Origin of the sequence: Psychrobacillus insolitus (genome assembly GCF_003254155.1) — a bacterium.
Lineage (GTDB): Bacteria > Bacillota > Bacilli > Bacillales_A > Planococcaceae > Psychrobacillus > Psychrobacillus insolitus.
The window spans coordinates 918,820-936,268 of record NZ_QKZI01000001.1 but is presented as its reverse complement, the minus strand read 5'-3'; the positions used below and the strand labels follow the sequence as shown (position 1 = coordinate 936,268).

Here is a 17,449-nt window from a genome sequence, read left to right as displayed (position 1 = left end):
CATATAACTTTTAACTCTATTCTGCTTAATTCGTGCACTTTTTTATGATTGACGAATAAGGATGAAAATTGTTATTCATTGGTGTGCATAAATGAATGCTGAATAGAATTAAAGCTTGGTCCAAAATAAGCCAAGACAAATTTTATATAAAAAATAAAGGGTTTTTAAAGTTGAGAGGAGTCCAGATTAAATGACTGAAAAAAAAGTATTCACTTATGAATGGGCAGGTCGTCCATTGCAAGTAGAAATTGGACAACTTGCAAAGCAAGCAAATGGGGCGGTATTAGTACGATACGGTGATACAACTGTATTATCAGTAGCGACGGCTTCAAAAAATCCGAAAAACTTAGATTTTTTCCCGCTAACAGTTAACTATGAAGAAAAATTATATGCTGTTGGTAAAATTCCAGGAGGATTTATTAAACGTGAAGGTAGACCGTCTGAAAGAGCGATTTTGACAAGTCGATTAATTGATCGACCAATTCGCCCGTTATTTCCAGATGGCTTCCGCAATGAAGTACAAGTTATTTCAATTGTCATGTCAGTAGATCAAAACTGTTCTTCGGAAATGGCTGCTATGCTAGGATCTTCACTTGCACTTAGTGTATCTGATATTCCATTTGACGGACCAATTGCAGGAGTTCAAGTTGGTTTAATTGATGGCGAGTTCATTATTAATCCAACGGTTGAGCAAATGGAATTGAGTACTTTAGATCTAGTAGTTGCTGGAACAAAAGAAGCGATTAACATGGTCGAAGCAGGAGCAAACGAAGTTACTGAAGATGTTGTATTAGAAGCAATTATGTACGGACACAGTGAAATCGTAAAATTAATTGAATTCCAAGAAAAAATTGTTGCTGAAATTGGTAAAGTTAAAAAAGAAATTGCTTTGTTCCAATTAGACCAAGAACTTTTTGAAGAAGTAAAAGGAATTTGTGAAACAAAACTTGTACAAGCTATTCAAGTACAAGAAAAACACGCTCGTGAAGATGCCATTACTGAAGTGAAAACGGAAGTATTAGAACAATATAAAGAAAAAGAGTCAACAGATGAAACATTAAAACAAATTCGTGAAATTCTAGAAGCAATGGTAAAAGATGAAGTTCGTCGTCTAATTACAGAAGAAAAAATCCGTCCAGATGGCCGTGGAGTTGCTGAAATCCGTCCATTATCATCTGAAGTAGGGGTACTTCCTAGAACACATGGTTCTGGATTATTTACTCGTGGTCAAACGCAAGCATTGAGTATTTGTACATTAGGGCCATTAGGTGATGTTCAAATTATTGATGGTATTGGTCTAGAAGAAACGAAGCGTTTCATGCATCATTATAATTTCCCGCAATTCAGTGTTGGAGAAACAGGACCACTTCGCTCACCAGGTCGTCGCGAAATTGGCCATGGTGCACTTGGAGAACGTGCTTTACTAGCTGTTATTCCAGATGAAAATGATTTCCCTTATACACTACGTTTAGTAGCAGAAGTTTTAGAATCGAATGGATCTACTTCTCAAGCTAGTATTTGTGCTTCAACGCTTGCGATGATGGATGCTGGTGTACCTTTGAAAGCTCCAGTTGCTGGTATTGCAATGGGACTTGTTAAAAAAGGCGAAAACTATACTATTTTAACGGATATTCAAGGAATGGAAGATCATTTAGGAGATATGGACTTTAAAGTAGCTGGTACTTCTAAAGGAATTACAGCACTTCAAATGGACATAAAAATTGATGGTTTATCTAGAACAATTTTAGAAGAAGCGTTAGCACAAGCTAAAATTGGACGTATGCAAATTTTAGAAAGCATGCTTGCAACAATTTCTGAACCACGTGAGAAATTGTCTACTTATGCACCTAAAATTGTTGTAATCAAAATTAATCCTGATAAAATCCGTGATGTAATCGGGCCAGGTGGGAAACAAATTAATAAAATAATTGATGAAACTGGCGTGAAAATTGATACAGAGCAAGATGGGACGATTTATATTGCGTCGCCTAATGAAGAAATGATTGCTCGTGCAAAAGCAATTATTGAAAATATTGTTCGCGTTGCAAAAGTTGGAGAATATTATCTAGGAAAAGTTAAACGAATTGAAAAATTCGGTGCTTTTGTAGAATTATTCACTGGAAAAGATGGTTTATTACACATTTCGGAAATTCAAGAAGAACGTACGAAAGATGTAGAAGACGTGTTAAAACTTGGGGACGAGCTATTAGTAAAAGTTATTGAAATAGATAACCAAGGACGCGTAAATATTTCTAGAAAAATTGTATTAAAAGAAGAAAAAGAACGCGCTGAACAAAAAGAACAATAAAAATAAAAATACAAATTCTTTCATTATTACTCAAGGTTGACCGTAGAATAATTCTACGGCAGCCTTTTTCAATTTAATACGGATTTAGTTAAGATAAATATAGATAGAGGTGCGAGTTTGATAAAAAAAATTACGTGTAAAAATGGACTACGAATTGTTTCAGAACATATCCCTCACGTTCGTTCAGTAGCAGTTGGTATTTGGGTACAGGCTGGGTCAAGATATGAAAAGCTTGAAGAAAATGGATTAACTCATTTTATTGAACATATGCTATTTAAAGGAACAAAAACAAGGTCTGCGAGAAAGATTGCTGAAGAGTTTGATCGTATTGGTGGAAATATTAATGCATTCACTTCAAAAGAGAATACTTGTTATTATGCTAAAGTCTTAGATCATCATGCTATATTTGCAGTTGAAGTTCTTGCAGATATGTTTTTTAATTCTTTATTCGACTCTATTGAATTGGAGAAAGAGAGACAGGTTATATTAGAAGAAATTAATATGGTGGAAGATACGCCTGATGATATTGTTCATGAATACTTATGGAAACTGATGTTTGGAGACGATCCATTAGGTTCTCCGATATTAGGAACAAAAGAAATATTAAATACGTTTACTAGAGCTTCTATTTTATCTTATATGGAACAGCATTATACCCCAAAAAATATTGTTGTCTCTGTAGCAGGAAACATAGAAGATGAGTTATTAGAACGCATAGAGAGCCTTTTCGGCCAATTTGAAGTAGCTGTTAGTGAAACAATGGAACCATCTATCCCTGAGATTAAAAGTGGTTACACGGAGAAATTGAAAGAAACAGAGCAAGGGCATATCTGTTTTGGATATCCTGGTCTAAGTGCCAATGCAGAAAATATATATAGCTTAGTCGTTTTGAATAATATTCTCGGTGGAAGTATGTCATCAAGACTTTTCCAAGAGATTAGAGAAGACAAAGGATTGGCATATTCGATTTATTCTTATCACTCTTCTTATGAAGATACAGGAGTTCTGGCTATTTACGGAGGGACATCTAGTAGCCAAATGGAAGAATTAAAAACTTCTATTCTTGATACGATTACTTCTATCGTAAAAAACGGGTTTACAGAAGTTGAAGTGGAAAATGCTAAGGAACAACTAAAAGGTAATTTAATGCTAGGTTTAGAAAGTACTAACGCAAGAATGAGTAGAAATGGGAAAAATGAGTTATTATATGGAACACATCGTACGCTTGACGAAGTAGTTGAATCAATTGATCAAGTAACACTTGTATCCGTAATGCAACTTATAAATAAAATATTCTCACATGAGCCAGCAATTTCTGTCATCATGCCAAAGTAAAAGTCGATCATTTATGATCGGCTTTTTTTCACTTTCTTTACGGAAGGGGCATATACATAAGTAGAAATAGTTAGAGGAGGGAAAAGATTGTTACTTTCGGAACTTGCTGAGAAGGAATTAATACAAGTAAAAGATGGCTCGAGGTATGGAAAATTAGCAAACACAGAGCTTCTATTTGATCCAATCACTGGGAAAATCGAGGGATTTGAAGTATACAATAAATCGACATCTTTCTTTCAATCCAAACAAGCTACTAAGAAAAAAGAATTTATTTCTTGGGGAGAAATTATTCTTATAGGAGAAGATAGAATCTTATTTAATGAATCGGGTGAATATTCTTGAAAAATATATGTGTAGTTATAGGGATGGATGCAAGATTTCACTATTTAAAGCAAGCGTTATCGAGTGAGTGGGATGTAAAAATGTTTTCATCAACTGTTTGGGATGAAAAGTTAAAAAATAAAATCAATCATTTGCAACCAAAAGTTATTTTTTTACCAATTCAAGCACTAGCGGTTGAAACCTTATTTGAATTACCTAAGTCATGTGAAGTGTTATTTATAGGGAAAAATAATGACGCGATAGAGCAAGAAATTAAAAAAATGGATATTCATACTTTTTACTATTTAGAAGATGAACAATGGATATGGGACAACGCAAATTTGACAGCAGAAGGGCTCATTAATTATTTTTATACACATGAAAAACAGGCTATTTACAATAAAAAATTTATTATTACGGGTTATGGAAGAGTAGGGAAAAGGCTGGCATATGCACTTCATCATCTAGGGGCAAGTGTTATTATCGCTGTACGTTCTGAGCATCAATTATATGAAGCAAAAAGTTATGGATTTCAAATTGAGGCACTAGAAAACTTACTAACCAATCAAAAAGATAACTCAGCCTATTTAATTAATACCATTCCATTTAAGTGGTTACCAAAATCAGGGGCATTAAATTTCAACAAAGTATATGATCTTGCTTCAGATCCTGGATGTTTACTCGAATCGGATGAACAAATTCCAACTAATTATGCGCATGCACTTAGTTTACCAGGAATGTATTTTCCAAGAGATGCAGGTTATTTAATCGCACAGGCAGTTCAAACTTTTTTAACAAAGGTAGAGGGGGAATAAAGGTGTTAAAAGATTTGCGAATCGGACTCGGAATTACTGCATCTCATTGTACCTATGAAGAAGTAATTCCAATGATTAAAGGATTTATGGATATCGGAGCAACAGTAGTTCCGATTATTACGTATTCCGTATTAACTGCAGCAACAAGATTTGGAACAGGGGAAGAATGGATTGAAAAAATAGAACAAGCAAGTGGCTCTAAAGTAATTTCTAAAATTGTAGAAGCAGAACCATTTGGTCCAACAAATCCACTAGACTGTATGGTTATAGCTCCAATGACTGGAAATTCAATTAGTAAATTAGCCAATGCTCAAACAGATTCTCCTGTACTAATGGCTGCTAAAGCGACTTTAAGAAATGGGAATCCTGTTGTACTCGGTATATCTACGAATGATGCGCTTGGACTTAATGGAATGAATATCATGAAACTACTCTCAACTAAAAATATATTCTTCATACCTTTTGGTCAAGACAATCCTCATACAAAGCCAAACTCTCTAATAGCTGATTTCACCAAGCTCGTACCTACTGTAGAACATGCGATTCAAAGGAAACAACTCCAACCCCTACTCATAAATCTTTCTTAAAAATAATTGATGATGTATTTTCATGTATTATCATGTATAATATGTTACAATATCGGCAATATGTTTTGATTTTGAGAGGAGAGTTTTAAATGTCACAGGGGTATTCAGTAGCAGTAGTTGGAGCAACAGGTGCTGTTGGTCAAAAAATTATCGAAAAATTAGTAGAGAGAAAATTCCCATATTCAAATCTTTTGCTATTAGCATCTAAAAATTCTGCAGGTAAATCAGTTGATATAAATGGCTCAACATATACGATTGAAGAAGCGACACCTGAATCATTTGAAGGAGTAGACGTTGCATTTTTCTCTGCAGGCGGTTCTATTTCAAAAGCTTTAGCTAAAGAAGCGAGTAACAGAGGTGCAATTGTCATTGATAATACAAGTGCTTTCCGTATGGATAAAGACACACCACTTGTAGTACCAGAAGTGAATAAGCATGCATTACATGAACAAACAGGGATCATTGCTAATCCAAATTGTTCTACTATTCAAATGGTTTGTGCACTTGAACCAATTAGACAACAATACGGTTTATCTAAAGTAATTGTTTCGACATATCAAGCAGTATCAGGTGCTGGGGCAGCTGCAATCAGCGAACTTACAACACAAAGTGAAGCAATCAGTAAAAAAAATCCAAATCCAGAAATTTTACCTGTCAAAAGTGCAGAAAAACATTTTCCAATTGCAGGAAACGTGATTCCACAAATTGATGTTTTCGAAGTAGATGGATATACATTTGAAGAACATAAAATGATGAATGAAACAAAAAAAATTATGTCACTACCCGATTTGGCCATTGCAGCTACATGCGTTCGTGTTCCAGTGGTAACTGGTCATTCAGAGTCAGTTTATATTGAAATAGAGAAAGAAAATGTCTCTGTTGCCGAATTGAAACAATTATTATCAGAGACAGAGGGAATTACATTGCAAGATGCACCAGAAAAGCAAGAATACCCTATGCCATTTTTTGCGGAAGACCAGGATGATGTATTCGTTGGACGGATCAGAAAAGATCCAGGAAATGATAAAGGGTTCCATATGTGGATTGTTTCTGACAATCTATTAAAAGGTGCAGCTCTGAACTCAATTCAAATTGCAGAGGCATTGATTGAAGAAGGTATCTTAAAAGAGGTGTAATAAAATGAATATTGGAAATATTTCTACCGCAATGGTAACACCATTTCAACAAGATGGAACCATTGATTATCTTGCAACAGAAAAATTAATTGAGCATTTATTATCAACGGGAACTGAGTCATTAGTAGTATGTGGAACAACAGGTGAATCACCGACATTATCAACTGATGAGAAATTAGCCCTTATCAAATTTGTAGTAGAAAAAGTAAATAAACGTGTCCCAGTGATTGCTGGAACTGGAAGTAATAACACAGCTGCATCTATAGAGCTTTCTAAAAAAGCAGAAGCGCTTAGAGTAGATGCTATTATGATTGTGACTCCTTACTACAACAAGCCAAACCAAAAGGGTATGCTTGCACATTTTGAGGCAATTGCAAAGGAAATAGCGCTACCTGTAGTTGTATATAATATTCCTAGTCGTTCAGTTGTAAATTTAGAACCTGAAACAGTTATTGCTTTAAGCAAAATACCAAATATTCAAATTGTCAAAGAAGCAAGTGGAAGTCTAGATCAAATGACTAAAATTTTATCAGAAACTGATAATGATTTTCGAGTGTACAGCGGAGACGATTCTTTAACACTTCCTTTACTAGCAATTGGAGGTTCAGGAGTTATTTCTGTGGCATCTCATATTGTTGGTTCTGATATGAAAGATATGGTTCAAGCATTCCACGCTGGAGATCATGCAAAAGCTTCCAAAATTCATCAATTAATATTACCTGTTATTAAAGGATTATTTGTTCATCCGAATCCAGTTACGGTAAAATATGCGCTTTCTAAAATCGGTATTAACGTTGGAACTTTAAGATTGCCCTTAGTGGAAATGGGTGAACGGGAAAAAATAGAATTTGACAATATTTGGAACGATTACATGGAAAATAAATGATTTTCTTAAAAAAAGTCTGAAGATTTTATACTTCAGCCTTTTTTTTATTTGTGTGAATCGACGACGTTCGATATAATGAAAATTAGTGGATGTTGATCGGGTTAATTATAGGAGGAAAAGAATTGGTAAAAGTAAAAAATGAACTTATTCGAGTTATCCCACTCGGTGGAGTCGGGGAAATCGGAAAAGCAATGTATGTTGTAGAAATTGATGAAGAAATATTCGTTGTAGACAGTGGACTTATGTTCCCTGAAAATGAAATGCTAGGAATTGATATTGTCATTCCAGATTTAACTTACTTAGAAGAAAACAAGGATCGTGTAAAAGGAATCTTTTTAACACACGGTCATGAAGATGCGATTGGATCGATTTCGTACTTAATGCAAAAGATTCAGGCGCCAGTATATGCCTCAAAACTAACGATTGCTTTGGCAAAAACACATTTAAAAGCATTGCCGACTAAACAAGCCGTTAAGTTTTTTGAAGTAACAAATAAGAGCCGTATGAATTTCCAAAGTACTCATGTGACATTCTTCCACACAACACATAGTATCCCAGATTCATTAGGTATTGTTTTCCATACTTCAGAAGGTGCTATTGTGCATACTGGAGAATTTAAATTCGACCAGTCTGCAAAAGGTAAATACCGTCCAGATATCGCTAAAATAGCTGGTCTTGGAGAAGAGGGAGTATTCATTCTTCTATCTGATTCCACAGAAGCAGAAAAACCAGGTTATACGACTTCAGAAGCAGTAATTGCAAATAAATTATCTGAAACATTCCACAGTGCAAAAGGTCGTCTTTTGGTTGCTCTATACGCTTCAAACTTTATTAGAATTCAACAAGTTTTTGAAAAAGCTGCTGAATCAGGAAAAAAAGTTGCTATTGCAGGTAAAAGTTTAGAAAATATTGTTGAAATAGGTTTAGACTTGGGTTATTTCACCGTTCAGGAAGACCTAATCATTCCTATTAAAGAAATAGCGAAATATGCAGATGATGAACTTGTTGTTATTATCTCAGGTAACCAAGGAGAGCCACTAGACGCTCTCGAGAAGATGGTTCGTAAACATCATAAAGATATTAGAATTAAAGATACTGATACAGTGCTAATCACATTTACACCTTCTCCGTCAATGGAAGTAAGTATGTATAACACGATGAATTTACTTGCTAAAGCTGGAGCTAAAGTTCTTACTTCCAGTAAACATGTCCATGTTTCAGGACATGGTAGTCAAGAAGATTTAAAAATGATGTTAAATTTAACAAAGCCAAAATACTTTATCCCAATTCAAGGGGAGTATCGTATGCTAATAGCTCACTCAAAATTAGCGCAAGAAATTGGTATGACAAAATCTCAAATCTTTATCGCGGATAAAGGAGATATCGTTGAATATAAAAATGGCAAAATGAGAATGAGTGGAAGAGTACAAGCAGGTAATATCCTAATTGATGGTATTGGAGTAGGCGATGTAGGGAACATTGTTCTTAGAGATCGCAAACTTTTATCGCAAGATGGTATATTTATAGTAGTGATCACTCTAAATCGTGCGCAAAAGAAAATTGCATCTGGTCCAGAAATTCTTTCAAGAGGATTTGTTTATGTTAGAGAATCTGAAGAATTAATGGAAGAGTCTGCAAGGCTAGTTAGAACAGTTGTTGAAAAATATGTGAATAAAGAAACGTTTGAATGGACAAACATTAAACAAGAAATCCGTGATACGCTAAATTCATATTTATTCCAACAAACAAAACGACGTCCAATGATCATCCCGATTATTATGGAATATTAATATGAGTAAAAGGATTTCCTTCCGCTTGCGGAAAGGGAATCCTTTTTATCTTCAAGAGAAGTAGGTGAGGACACATTGGCAGTGAGAAAGAAAACAACAACAACGAAGAAAAGTAAAAAAAAAGTGTTGCATCCATTAATGTATGAGATTACCGGAATAATCATTATAGGAATCGCTATTATTTCATTTTTTGAATATGGCTTGGTTGGGCGTGGTCTAGCATATCTAGGGTACTTTCTATTTGGAAATTGGCATATTGCAATTCCGTTTTTCTTCATTATTTTTGCACTTATTATTATGATAAAACAATCAGTTCCTTCTTGGAATCATCGATTGCTATTGGGATCTGGTTTTGTATTAAGCAGTCTCCTTCTTTTTAGTCATATTATATTGTTTGAACAATTGTTTGAAGGTAGAGCACTAGTGACGAATTCTGTTTTAAGAGAAAGCTACCGTGTATTAGTAGACAGTGGTGGAATCGTGGATAGAAGTAGCTCACTTGGCGGTGGGATTATTGGTGCTGTGTTATTTGCAGCTTTTCATGTACTATTTGATGCGGCTGGAGCAAAAATAGCTGGATGGTTACTATTAATAATCGGAATAGTTTTATTGACAGGTAAAGCGCTAGTCCCATTTTTGGTGGAAGCATCTCCAAAAATGAAAGTGAAATTTAAAAATAGACAAAAACAAAAGAAACCGATTGTAACAGAAAGAAAAGCGAGAAGAGCAAGAAAAGAACTACCGAAAGAAGAGGTAGTAACATCTCATGATGATGTAGACGTAAATGTAAAAATGGAAGAGATAGAAATAGTTCAACAAGAAAGTTCTCCCATTATCTCTGCATTTACAGAGCGTATTTCCAAAAAAGAAGAACCGATAGAACCTGTAGCTACTGAAGTTGCAGATGTAATCGATATAAATGTAAGTGCTGAGGTCATGGAAAATGAGGATTATCAGACACCATCTCTTAGTTTGTTAGATACACCAAAGCATAGTGATCAAAGTGGCGAGTTAAGTGCTATACAAGCAAATGCAAAAAAATTAGAGCAAACCTTCTTAAGTTTCGGTGTAAAGGCTAAGGTAACGCAAGTCCATTTAGGACCCGCTGTCACTAAATATGAAGTACTTCCTGATGTTGGAGTTAAGGTAAGTCGAATTGTCAGTTTACATGATGACTTAGCGTTAGCTTTAGCTGCGAGAGATATACGAATCGAAGCACCTATTCCGGGTAAATCAGCTATAGGAATAGAAGTTCCAAATAAGGAAGTAGCAATTGTAAGTTTGCGAGAAGTATTGGAATCAAAAGAAAATAATATGCCAAATAAAAAGTTATTAATTGCTTTTGGACGTGATGTGACAGGTCAGGCAGTACTTGCCGAGTTAAATAAAATGCCTCATTTACTTGTAGCTGGGTCGACGGGTAGTGGTAAAAGTGTTTGTATTAATGGAATCATAATTAGTATTATGATGCGTGCGAAACCTCATGAAGTGAAGATGATGATGATTGATCCTAAAATGGTAGAGTTGAATGTCTATAATGGAATTCCTCATTTATTGGCACCAGTTGTGACTGATCCGAGAAAAGCATCTCAAGCGTTGAAGAAAATTGTTTCTGAAATGGAACGTAGATATGAACTCTTTTCCCACACAGGTACGCGGAATATGGAAGGCTATAATGGCCATATTGATAAATGGAACATCGAAAATGAAGAGAAACATCCTAAATTACCCTATATCGTAGTAATTGTAGATGAGTTAGCTGACCTAATGATGGTTGCTTCTAGTGATGTTGAAGACTCTATTACTCGCCTTGCACAAATGGCTCGTGCAGCTGGTATCCATTTAATCATTGCAACGCAGCGACCTAGTGTAGATGTGATTACAGGTATTATTAAAGCGAATATTCCTTCTAGAATTTCCTTTGCAGTGTCGTCATCGATTGACTCACGTACAATACTGGATATGGGTGGTGCTGAGAAATTATTGGGACGTGGAGACATGTTGTTTTTACCAGCAGGAACTTCTAAACCAGTTCGTGTGCAAGGTGCCTATTTATCGGATGCAGAAGTGGAAAGAATTGTTGACTTTGTAATTGAGCAACAAAAAGCAAATTATCAAGATGAAATGATACCAGAAGATATAGTAGAAAAGGATCCACAAATGGAACATGATGATTTGTATGATGATGCCGTGCAACTTGTAACGGATATGCAAACTGCATCAGTCTCACTGTTACAAAGACGCTTTAGAATTGGGTATTCTAGGGCAGCGAGAATCATTGATCAACTGGAGTTTAGTGGTATTGTTGGTCCGTATGAAGGTAGTAAACCACGCCATGTGTTAGTCTCTAAAAATGATTTAGATCAAGAACCAATATGACAAAATGATTACAATTAGATGACTGATTTGTTAATTTTTCTTTTTGAAAGATGATTAAACTATTTATTTCAATCAGTAATTCTGGTATAGTATGACTGATTAGTAGGAATGTTTTACATCGGAGGTCTGATCTCTACAAATGGTGGTGTTTATATGACAATAAGAACAGACAGTCGACATTTATATCTTCAAGTGATTGATCGTCTAAAAGAGGACATTGAAAAGGGCGTTTTCAAAGAGAAGGAAAAATTACCTTCTGAATTTGAATTAGCTAAAACGCTTGGAGTAAGTCGTGCAACGTTAAGAGAAGCTCTTCGTTTATTAGAAGAAGAAAATGTCATCGTAAGAAGACATGGTGTAGGTACTTTTGTGAATTCAAAACCTGTATTTACATCAGGGATTGAACAGTTAACTAGTATTTCTGATATGATTCGCAGTGTAGGAATGGAACCAGGTACTAATTATTTAAGCTCAATTATCAAGCCTCCATCTGAAGATGATATAAAACAATTTCTATGTGAGGAAGATCAAGCTATTATTACTATAGAACGTGTACGTACTGCAAATGGTGAACCAGTTGTCTATTGTATAGATAAGGTTCCGGAAAACTATTTACCAAATAACTTCCTTACTCGAGAGGAAGGGTCAATTTTTTCAGCTTTAGAGGAATCGAGAGAAATTCGAGTAGCGCATGCGGTCACATTTATTGATCCAGTAGGATATCATGAGATTGCATCGCCAATATTAAATAGTGAACCAGGGACTTCACTTCTTTTGTTAATACAACTACACTACGATGATAATGATCGAGTGGTTTTGTATTCGAAAAATTATTTTCGGGCAGATAAGTTTAGTTTTCATGTTGTTCGCAAAAGAGTGTAAAACAAAGCAAATTCCTGCTAATAAGAAAAAATAATGGAGGTTTTCAATTTGACAAAACGTAAATTTGGATTAGGACTATCTCTTGTACTAGCTGCAGGTACAATTCTTGGAGCATGTGGTGCAAGCGATGAAGAAGCTTCAAAAACTGTTGATGAAGGAGCTAAAAAAGAAGCAACAGATTTTTCAATTGCAATGGTTACTGACACTGGTGGAGTAGATGATAAATCATTTAACCAATCAGCTTGGGAGGGTATCGAAGCATTTGGTAAAGAAAATGGCCTTGAAAAAGGTACCGGTGGATATGATTACCTTATATCTACTTCTGATGCTGACTATGTTACAAACTTAAATAGCTTAGCACGTCGTGACTTCGATGTAGTTTACGGAGTTGGGTACTTATTGGAAGAACCAATAGGTACAATCGCAGACCAAAAACCGGATGCTCAATTTGCTATTATTGACGCCATTGTGGACAAACCAAATGTTGCTTCTGCTATGTTTAAAGAGCAAGAAGGTTCTTATCTAGCAGGTGTTGCTGCTGCTCTAATGTCCGATTCTAAAAAAATTGGTTTTGTTGGTGGTATGGAAAGTGAAGTTATTGGACGTTTTGAAGCTGGATTCATAGAAGGTGTTAAAGCTATAGATCCAAATATTGAAGTTGATGTACAATATTTAGCATCATTCAGTGATGCTTCTTTAGGGAAAACTACCGCTAACCGTATGTATTCTTCAGGCGTAGATATTATTTTCCCTGCAGCTGGTGCTGCGGGTAATGGTGTATTTGCTGAAGCAAAAGAACGTAAAACAAAAGACGCTAATGCAAACGTTTGGGTAATCGGAGTTGACTCTGACCAATACGAAGAAGGCGCTGTTGGTGATACTAACATTACACTTACTTCCATGGTAAAACGTGTTGATCTTGCAGTTCAAAATATTGCTAACGAAGCAATGGCTGGGAATTTCCCAGGTGGGAAAACAGTTACTTATGGTGTAGCGGAAGAAGGAGTAGTCCTTGCTGATTCACGCGGAGCTATTCCACAAGAAGTTTTAGACCAAATTCAAGAATACTCAGATAAAATTGCTTCTGGTGAAATCGTTGTTCCAGAAACAGTAGAATAAATAATTAATTAAGTAAAGCATCATAAAGATCGGTTTTTTCGGTCTTTATGATATTTTTAGTTAATAGAAGAAAGGCTTTGAAAATCCTAATGTTTATTTTAGATTGAAATCAAAATTTAAGTTAAAAGATGGATTAATCAGATTTTCTTGAAAACGCTTGCGAATATTGTATAATAATAGTGTTTTTGAAAGGGAAATCTGATTAAAAATTTAAATTCTTTCCTGTATTAATTTTGTCCGAGTATGATAGTAGGGAGTGAAATCATTGGATTATGTAATAGAAATGCTAGGCATTCGAAAAGAATTTGGATCATTTGTAGCAAATGACAACATTACCCTTCAATTAAAAAAAGGAGAAATTCATGCTCTTTTAGGGGAAAATGGGGCTGGTAAGTCTACCCTTATGAATGTTCTTTTTGGTTTGTATCAACCAGAAGCTGGTGAGATTAAAGTAAATGGTAAGTCAGTTAAAGTGACGGATCCTAACGTAGCGAATGATTTAGGAATTGGAATGGTACATCAGCATTTTATGTTAGTTGAAAATTTTACTGTGACAGAAAATATTATTTTAGGGAATGAGTTAACAAAAAGCGGAGTTATTAGTATTAAAGCAGCCTCAAAGAAAATTAAAGAGCTTTCTGACACATATGGTTTAGATGTGGATCCAACTGCTAAAATTGAAGATATTTCAGTGGGAATGCAGCAACGTGTGGAGATTTTAAAAACATTATATCGTAATGCAGATATTCTCATTTTTGATGAACCAACTGCTTCATTAACACCACAAGAAATTAAAGAACTAATCCAAATTATGAAAAGACTCATTGAAGAAGGTAAATCAATTATTTTAATCACGCATAAATTACAAGAAATCATGGATGTTTCGGATCGTGTAACTGTTATTCGTAAAGGTAAGGGAATTGGAACAGTCATTACTGCAGAGACTAATCCTAATGAACTTGCTGCTCTAATGGTAGGAAGACAAGTTGAGTTTAAAACAGTTAAAGGAGAAGCCTACCCTAAGGAAGAAGCGCTAATTATAAAAGATTTAATAGTAACTGATTACCGGGGGATTGAAAAAGTTAAAGGCTTAAATTTGACTGTTCGTAAAGGTGAAATACTAGGTATTGCTGGAATAGATGGAAATGGTCAATCAGAATTGCTTGAAGCAATAACAGGGCTGCGAAAATCGAAAAGTGGAAAAGTAACGATCAATGGAAAAGATGTAACAAATCTAAAACCGCGTAAAGTAACGGAAGCTGGAGTTGGACATATCCCGCAGGATCGTCATAAACATGGTTTAGTACTAGACTTTTCAATTGGACATAATATCGCTTTACAAACTTATTATCAAAAACCAATTTCCGTGAATGGAATTATGAATTACGATGAAGTGTCAAAATTAGCTCAAAAGATAATAACAGAATTTGATGTTCGTACACAAGGCGAAGATTCCCTTGCGCGTTCACTTTCTGGTGGAAATCAGCAAAAAGCTATTATTGGACGAGAAGTTACCCGTAATCCAGAATTACTAATAGCTGCACTTCCTACGCGTGGCCTTGATGTTGGAGCAATAGAATTTATTCATCAACGCTTGATAGAGCAAAGAGATAATGGCAAAGCAGTTCTTCTTCTCTCATTCGAATTAGATGAAGTTATGAATGTTTCAGATAGAATTGCGGTTATTTATGATGGACAAATTGTTGATACACTGCTTCCAGGAGAAACTAGTGAGCAAGAATTAGGATTATTAATGGCTGGTCAAAGAAAAAATAATAAAGCGAATAAACAAGGGGAGTCTAAGCATGTCGAATAGAGTAATAAATATACTTGTCCCTGTTATCTCTGTCATATTAGGTTTACTTGTTGGCGCAGTCATAATGTTAGTAAGTGGATACGATCCTGTTAAAGGATATATAGCACTTTGGAATGGTATTTTTGGTGATGCTTATAATATGGGGGAAACAGTCCGTCAAATTACACCATATTTACTCTCCGGACTAGCTGTTGCTTTTGCGTTCCGTACAGGGCTATTTAATATTGGGGTTGAAGGACAACTAATTGTAGGTTGGTTTGCAGCAGCATATGTAGGAGTTGCATTTGATTTTCCAATGTATATCCATTTACCATTAGCGATACTTGCAGCAGCAGTTGCTGGTGGGCTTTGGGCGTTTATACCGGGTCTATTAAAAGCAAAATTACAAGTGCATGAAGTTATTGTGACGATAATGATGAACTATATCGCACTTCATACGACAAATGCATTGATAAAAGTCATGTCAGATGGTGGAGATAATACAGGTACCATTCATGCGTCTGCGTCGTTAAAATCTGCTTTTTTTGAAAGTATGACAGATTTTTCAAGACTTCATTATGGTATTTTTATCGCTATAGCGATGGTAGTTGTTATGTGGTTTATTCTAGAAAAAACAACTACTGGTTTCGAGTTGAAATCAGTTGGATTTAACCAACATGCTTCACAGTATGCTGGGATGAATGTTCAAAAAAATATTATTCTATCAATGGTTATTTCAGGGGTTTTTGCTGGACTAGCTGGTGCAATGGAAGCTCTCGGTACATTCCAATATGCTAGTATAAAAAGTGGATTTACTGGTATTGGTTTTGACGGGATCGCCGTTGCATTATTAGGGGCAAATACGCCACTAGGAATAATATTTGGAGCGACGTTATTTGGAGCATTAAAATACGGAGCGTTAAATATGCCAAATGAAGCTGGTATTCCAGTTGAAATTGTGTCAATTGTTATTGCGATTATTATTTTCTTTGTAGCTTGTGGCTATGTTATTCGTTACTTCCTTGAAAAAACAAACAAGAAAAAGGAGGCGAAATAATATGAGCTTTTTAGAAGTTCTTTATTTCATCATTCCCTCAGCAATATTCTATGCAGCACCATTAATTTTCACTGCAATCGGGGGAGTATTCTCTGAGCGTTCCGGCGTTGTTAACATTGGACTTGAGGGTTTAATGGTAATGGGTGCATTTATTGGAATTCTTTTTAACTTAATGTTTGTAGATACTTTTGGCTCCATGACACCTTGGTATGCTCTAATTGCTGCTATGCTTGCATCTGGATTATTCGCAGTTATGCATGCAGTTGCAACGATATCATTCCGAGCGGACCAAACAATTTCAGGGGTAGCGATTAATATGTTAGGTGTTGCAATCGCATTATTCTCAGTAAAAATGATTTATGGCAAAGGTCAAACAGATTATATTCAAGAACGTTTTATTCGAGATGATATACCTTACTTAAGTGAGATTCCAATTCTTGGACCTATGTTTTTTAAAGATGTATACGGAACATCCATCTTAGCGTTAATAGTCGCTTTACTCGCTTGGTTTGTCATTTACAAGACGCCGTTTGGACTTCGTTTACGTGCAGTAGGTGAACATCCAATGGCAGCCGATACTATGGGTGTGAATGTAACTAAAATGCGTTATATCGCAGTTATATTATCCGGAGCATTAGCTGGTATTGGTGGAGCGGTGTATTCTCAATCTATTTCTGGTGAATTTAGTCACTCGACTATTAATGGCCAAGGGTTTATGGCACTGGCGGCAATGATTTTTGGTAAGTGGCATCCACTTGGTGCACTCGGAGCGGCATTATTCTTTGGTTTTGCTCAAGCACTAAGTATTGTAGGTGGAGAAATCCCTTATATAGATAAAGTACCAAGTTATTTCTTGCATATCTTGCCGTATGTATTGACGATTCTAGCAATCGCTGGATTTATCGGAAAAGCAAATGCACCAAAAGCAAGTGGAGTACCATATATTAAAGGGAAACGATAACATGAATTGCGAAAGCGCCTATGTCTGCCACGACAGGCAAGGTTGCTTACGCTAAACAGATATTAAGTGGAAATTCTT

14 protein-coding genes are annotated in these 17,449 nt (G+C 35.5%); all 14 read left to right on the top strand.

Annotated elements, in window-relative coordinates:
• The first annotated feature begins 190 nt into the window (after positions 1 to 190).
• The 14 genes from pnp (at position 191) to C7437_RS04515 (ending at position 17,371) form a co-directional block, all read left to right on the top strand.
• Entirely contained in the window at positions 191 to 2,308 is a 2,118-nt protein-coding gene (gene pnp / locus C7437_RS04580) for a polyribonucleotide nucleotidyltransferase (RefSeq protein WP_111438439.1), read from the top strand.
• 117 nt (positions 2,309 to 2,425) lie between these two features.
• A complete protein-coding gene (locus C7437_RS04575) occupies positions 2,426 to 3,643 on the top strand; it encodes a M16 family metallopeptidase (protein WP_111438438.1) in 1,218 nt (405 codons plus the stop codon).
• 87 nt (positions 3,644 to 3,730) lie between these two features.
• The gene (locus tag C7437_RS04570) at positions 3,731 to 3,985 is read left to right on the top strand and encodes a YlmC/YmxH family sporulation protein (protein ID WP_111438437.1); all 255 of its coding nucleotides are present in this window, start codon (positions 3,731 to 3,733) and stop codon (positions 3,983 to 3,985) included.
• Positions 3,982 to 4,779, top strand: coding sequence for an NAD(P)-dependent oxidoreductase (locus C7437_RS04565; RefSeq protein ID WP_111438436.1), 798 nt, complete (start codon positions 3,982 to 3,984; stop codon positions 4,777 to 4,779). Before C7437_RS04570 ends, C7437_RS04565 begins: the two co-directional genes overlap by 4 nt.
• 2 nt (positions 4,780 to 4,781) lie before the next feature.
• Entirely contained in the window at positions 4,782 to 5,366 is a 585-nt protein-coding gene (locus tag C7437_RS04560) for a dipicolinate synthase subunit B (RefSeq protein ID WP_111438435.1), read from the top strand.
• Between the two features lie 89 nt (positions 5,367 to 5,455).
• Complete coding sequence (locus C7437_RS04555; protein ID WP_111438434.1) at positions 5,456 to 6,502, top strand: aspartate-semialdehyde dehydrogenase; 1,047 nt, start codon at positions 5,456 to 5,458, stop codon at positions 6,500 to 6,502.
• 4 nt (positions 6,503 to 6,506) lie between these two features.
• A complete protein-coding gene (gene dapA, locus C7437_RS04550; RefSeq protein ID WP_111438433.1) occupies positions 6,507 to 7,388 on the top strand; it encodes a 4-hydroxy-tetrahydrodipicolinate synthase in 882 nt (293 codons plus the stop codon).
• Between the two features lie 122 nt (positions 7,389 to 7,510).
• Complete coding sequence (locus C7437_RS04545) at positions 7,511 to 9,178, top strand: ribonuclease J (protein WP_111438432.1); 1,668 nt, start codon at positions 7,511 to 7,513, stop codon at positions 9,176 to 9,178.
• A gap of 75 nt (positions 9,179 to 9,253) precedes the next feature.
• Positions 9,254 to 11,557, top strand: a complete 2,304-nt coding sequence (locus tag C7437_RS04540; protein WP_281269923.1) for a DNA translocase FtsK — start codon at positions 9,254 to 9,256, stop codon at positions 11,555 to 11,557.
• A 153-nt stretch (positions 11,558 to 11,710) separates the two neighbouring features.
• Positions 11,711 to 12,439, top strand: coding sequence for a GntR family transcriptional regulator (locus C7437_RS04535; RefSeq protein WP_111438431.1), 729 nt, complete (start codon positions 11,711 to 11,713; stop codon positions 12,437 to 12,439).
• A 48-nt stretch (positions 12,440 to 12,487) separates the two neighbouring features.
• A complete protein-coding gene (locus C7437_RS04530; RefSeq protein ID WP_111438430.1) occupies positions 12,488 to 13,558 on the top strand; it encodes a BMP family lipoprotein in 1,071 nt (356 codons plus the stop codon).
• 265 nt (positions 13,559 to 13,823) lie between these two features.
• A complete protein-coding gene (locus C7437_RS04525) occupies positions 13,824 to 15,374 on the top strand; it encodes an ABC transporter ATP-binding protein (RefSeq protein ID WP_111438429.1) in 1,551 nt (516 codons plus the stop codon).
• Positions 15,364 to 16,410 carry an ABC transporter permease gene (locus C7437_RS04520; RefSeq protein ID WP_111438428.1) on the top strand — a complete coding sequence of 349 codons (1,047 nt, stop codon included), beginning with the start codon at positions 15,364 to 15,366 and terminating at the stop codon, positions 16,408 to 16,410. The genes C7437_RS04525 and C7437_RS04520 overlap by 11 nt, the downstream gene beginning before the upstream one ends.
• A 1-nt stretch (position 16,411) precedes the next feature.
• Positions 16,412 to 17,371: an ABC transporter permease gene (locus tag C7437_RS04515; protein ID WP_111438427.1), complete on the top strand. Its 960-nt coding sequence runs from the start codon at positions 16,412 to 16,414 to the stop codon at positions 17,369 to 17,371.
• Positions 17,372 to 17,449: the final 78 nt, after the last annotated feature.

Bases quoted from the DNA above. Each gene is read 5' to 3' on its own strand.
- C7437_RS04535 (WP_111438431.1), top strand. From the start codon at position 11,711: ATGACAATAAGAACAGACAGTCGACATTTATATCTTCAAGTGATTGAT.
- pnp (WP_111438439.1), top strand. From the start codon at position 191: ATGACTGAAAAAAAAGTATTCACTTATGAATGGGCAGGTCGTCCATTG.
- C7437_RS04515 (WP_111438427.1), top strand. From the start codon at position 16,412: ATGAGCTTTTTAGAAGTTCTTTATTTCATCATTCCCTCAGCAATATTC.
- dapA (WP_111438433.1), top strand. From the start codon at position 6,507: ATGAATATTGGAAATATTTCTACCGCAATGGTAACACCATTTCAACAA.
- C7437_RS04520 (WP_111438428.1), top strand. From the start codon at position 15,364: ATGTCGAATAGAGTAATAAATATACTTGTCCCTGTTATCTCTGTCATA.
- C7437_RS04555 (WP_111438434.1), top strand. From the start codon at position 5,456: ATGTCACAGGGGTATTCAGTAGCAGTAGTTGGAGCAACAGGTGCTGTT.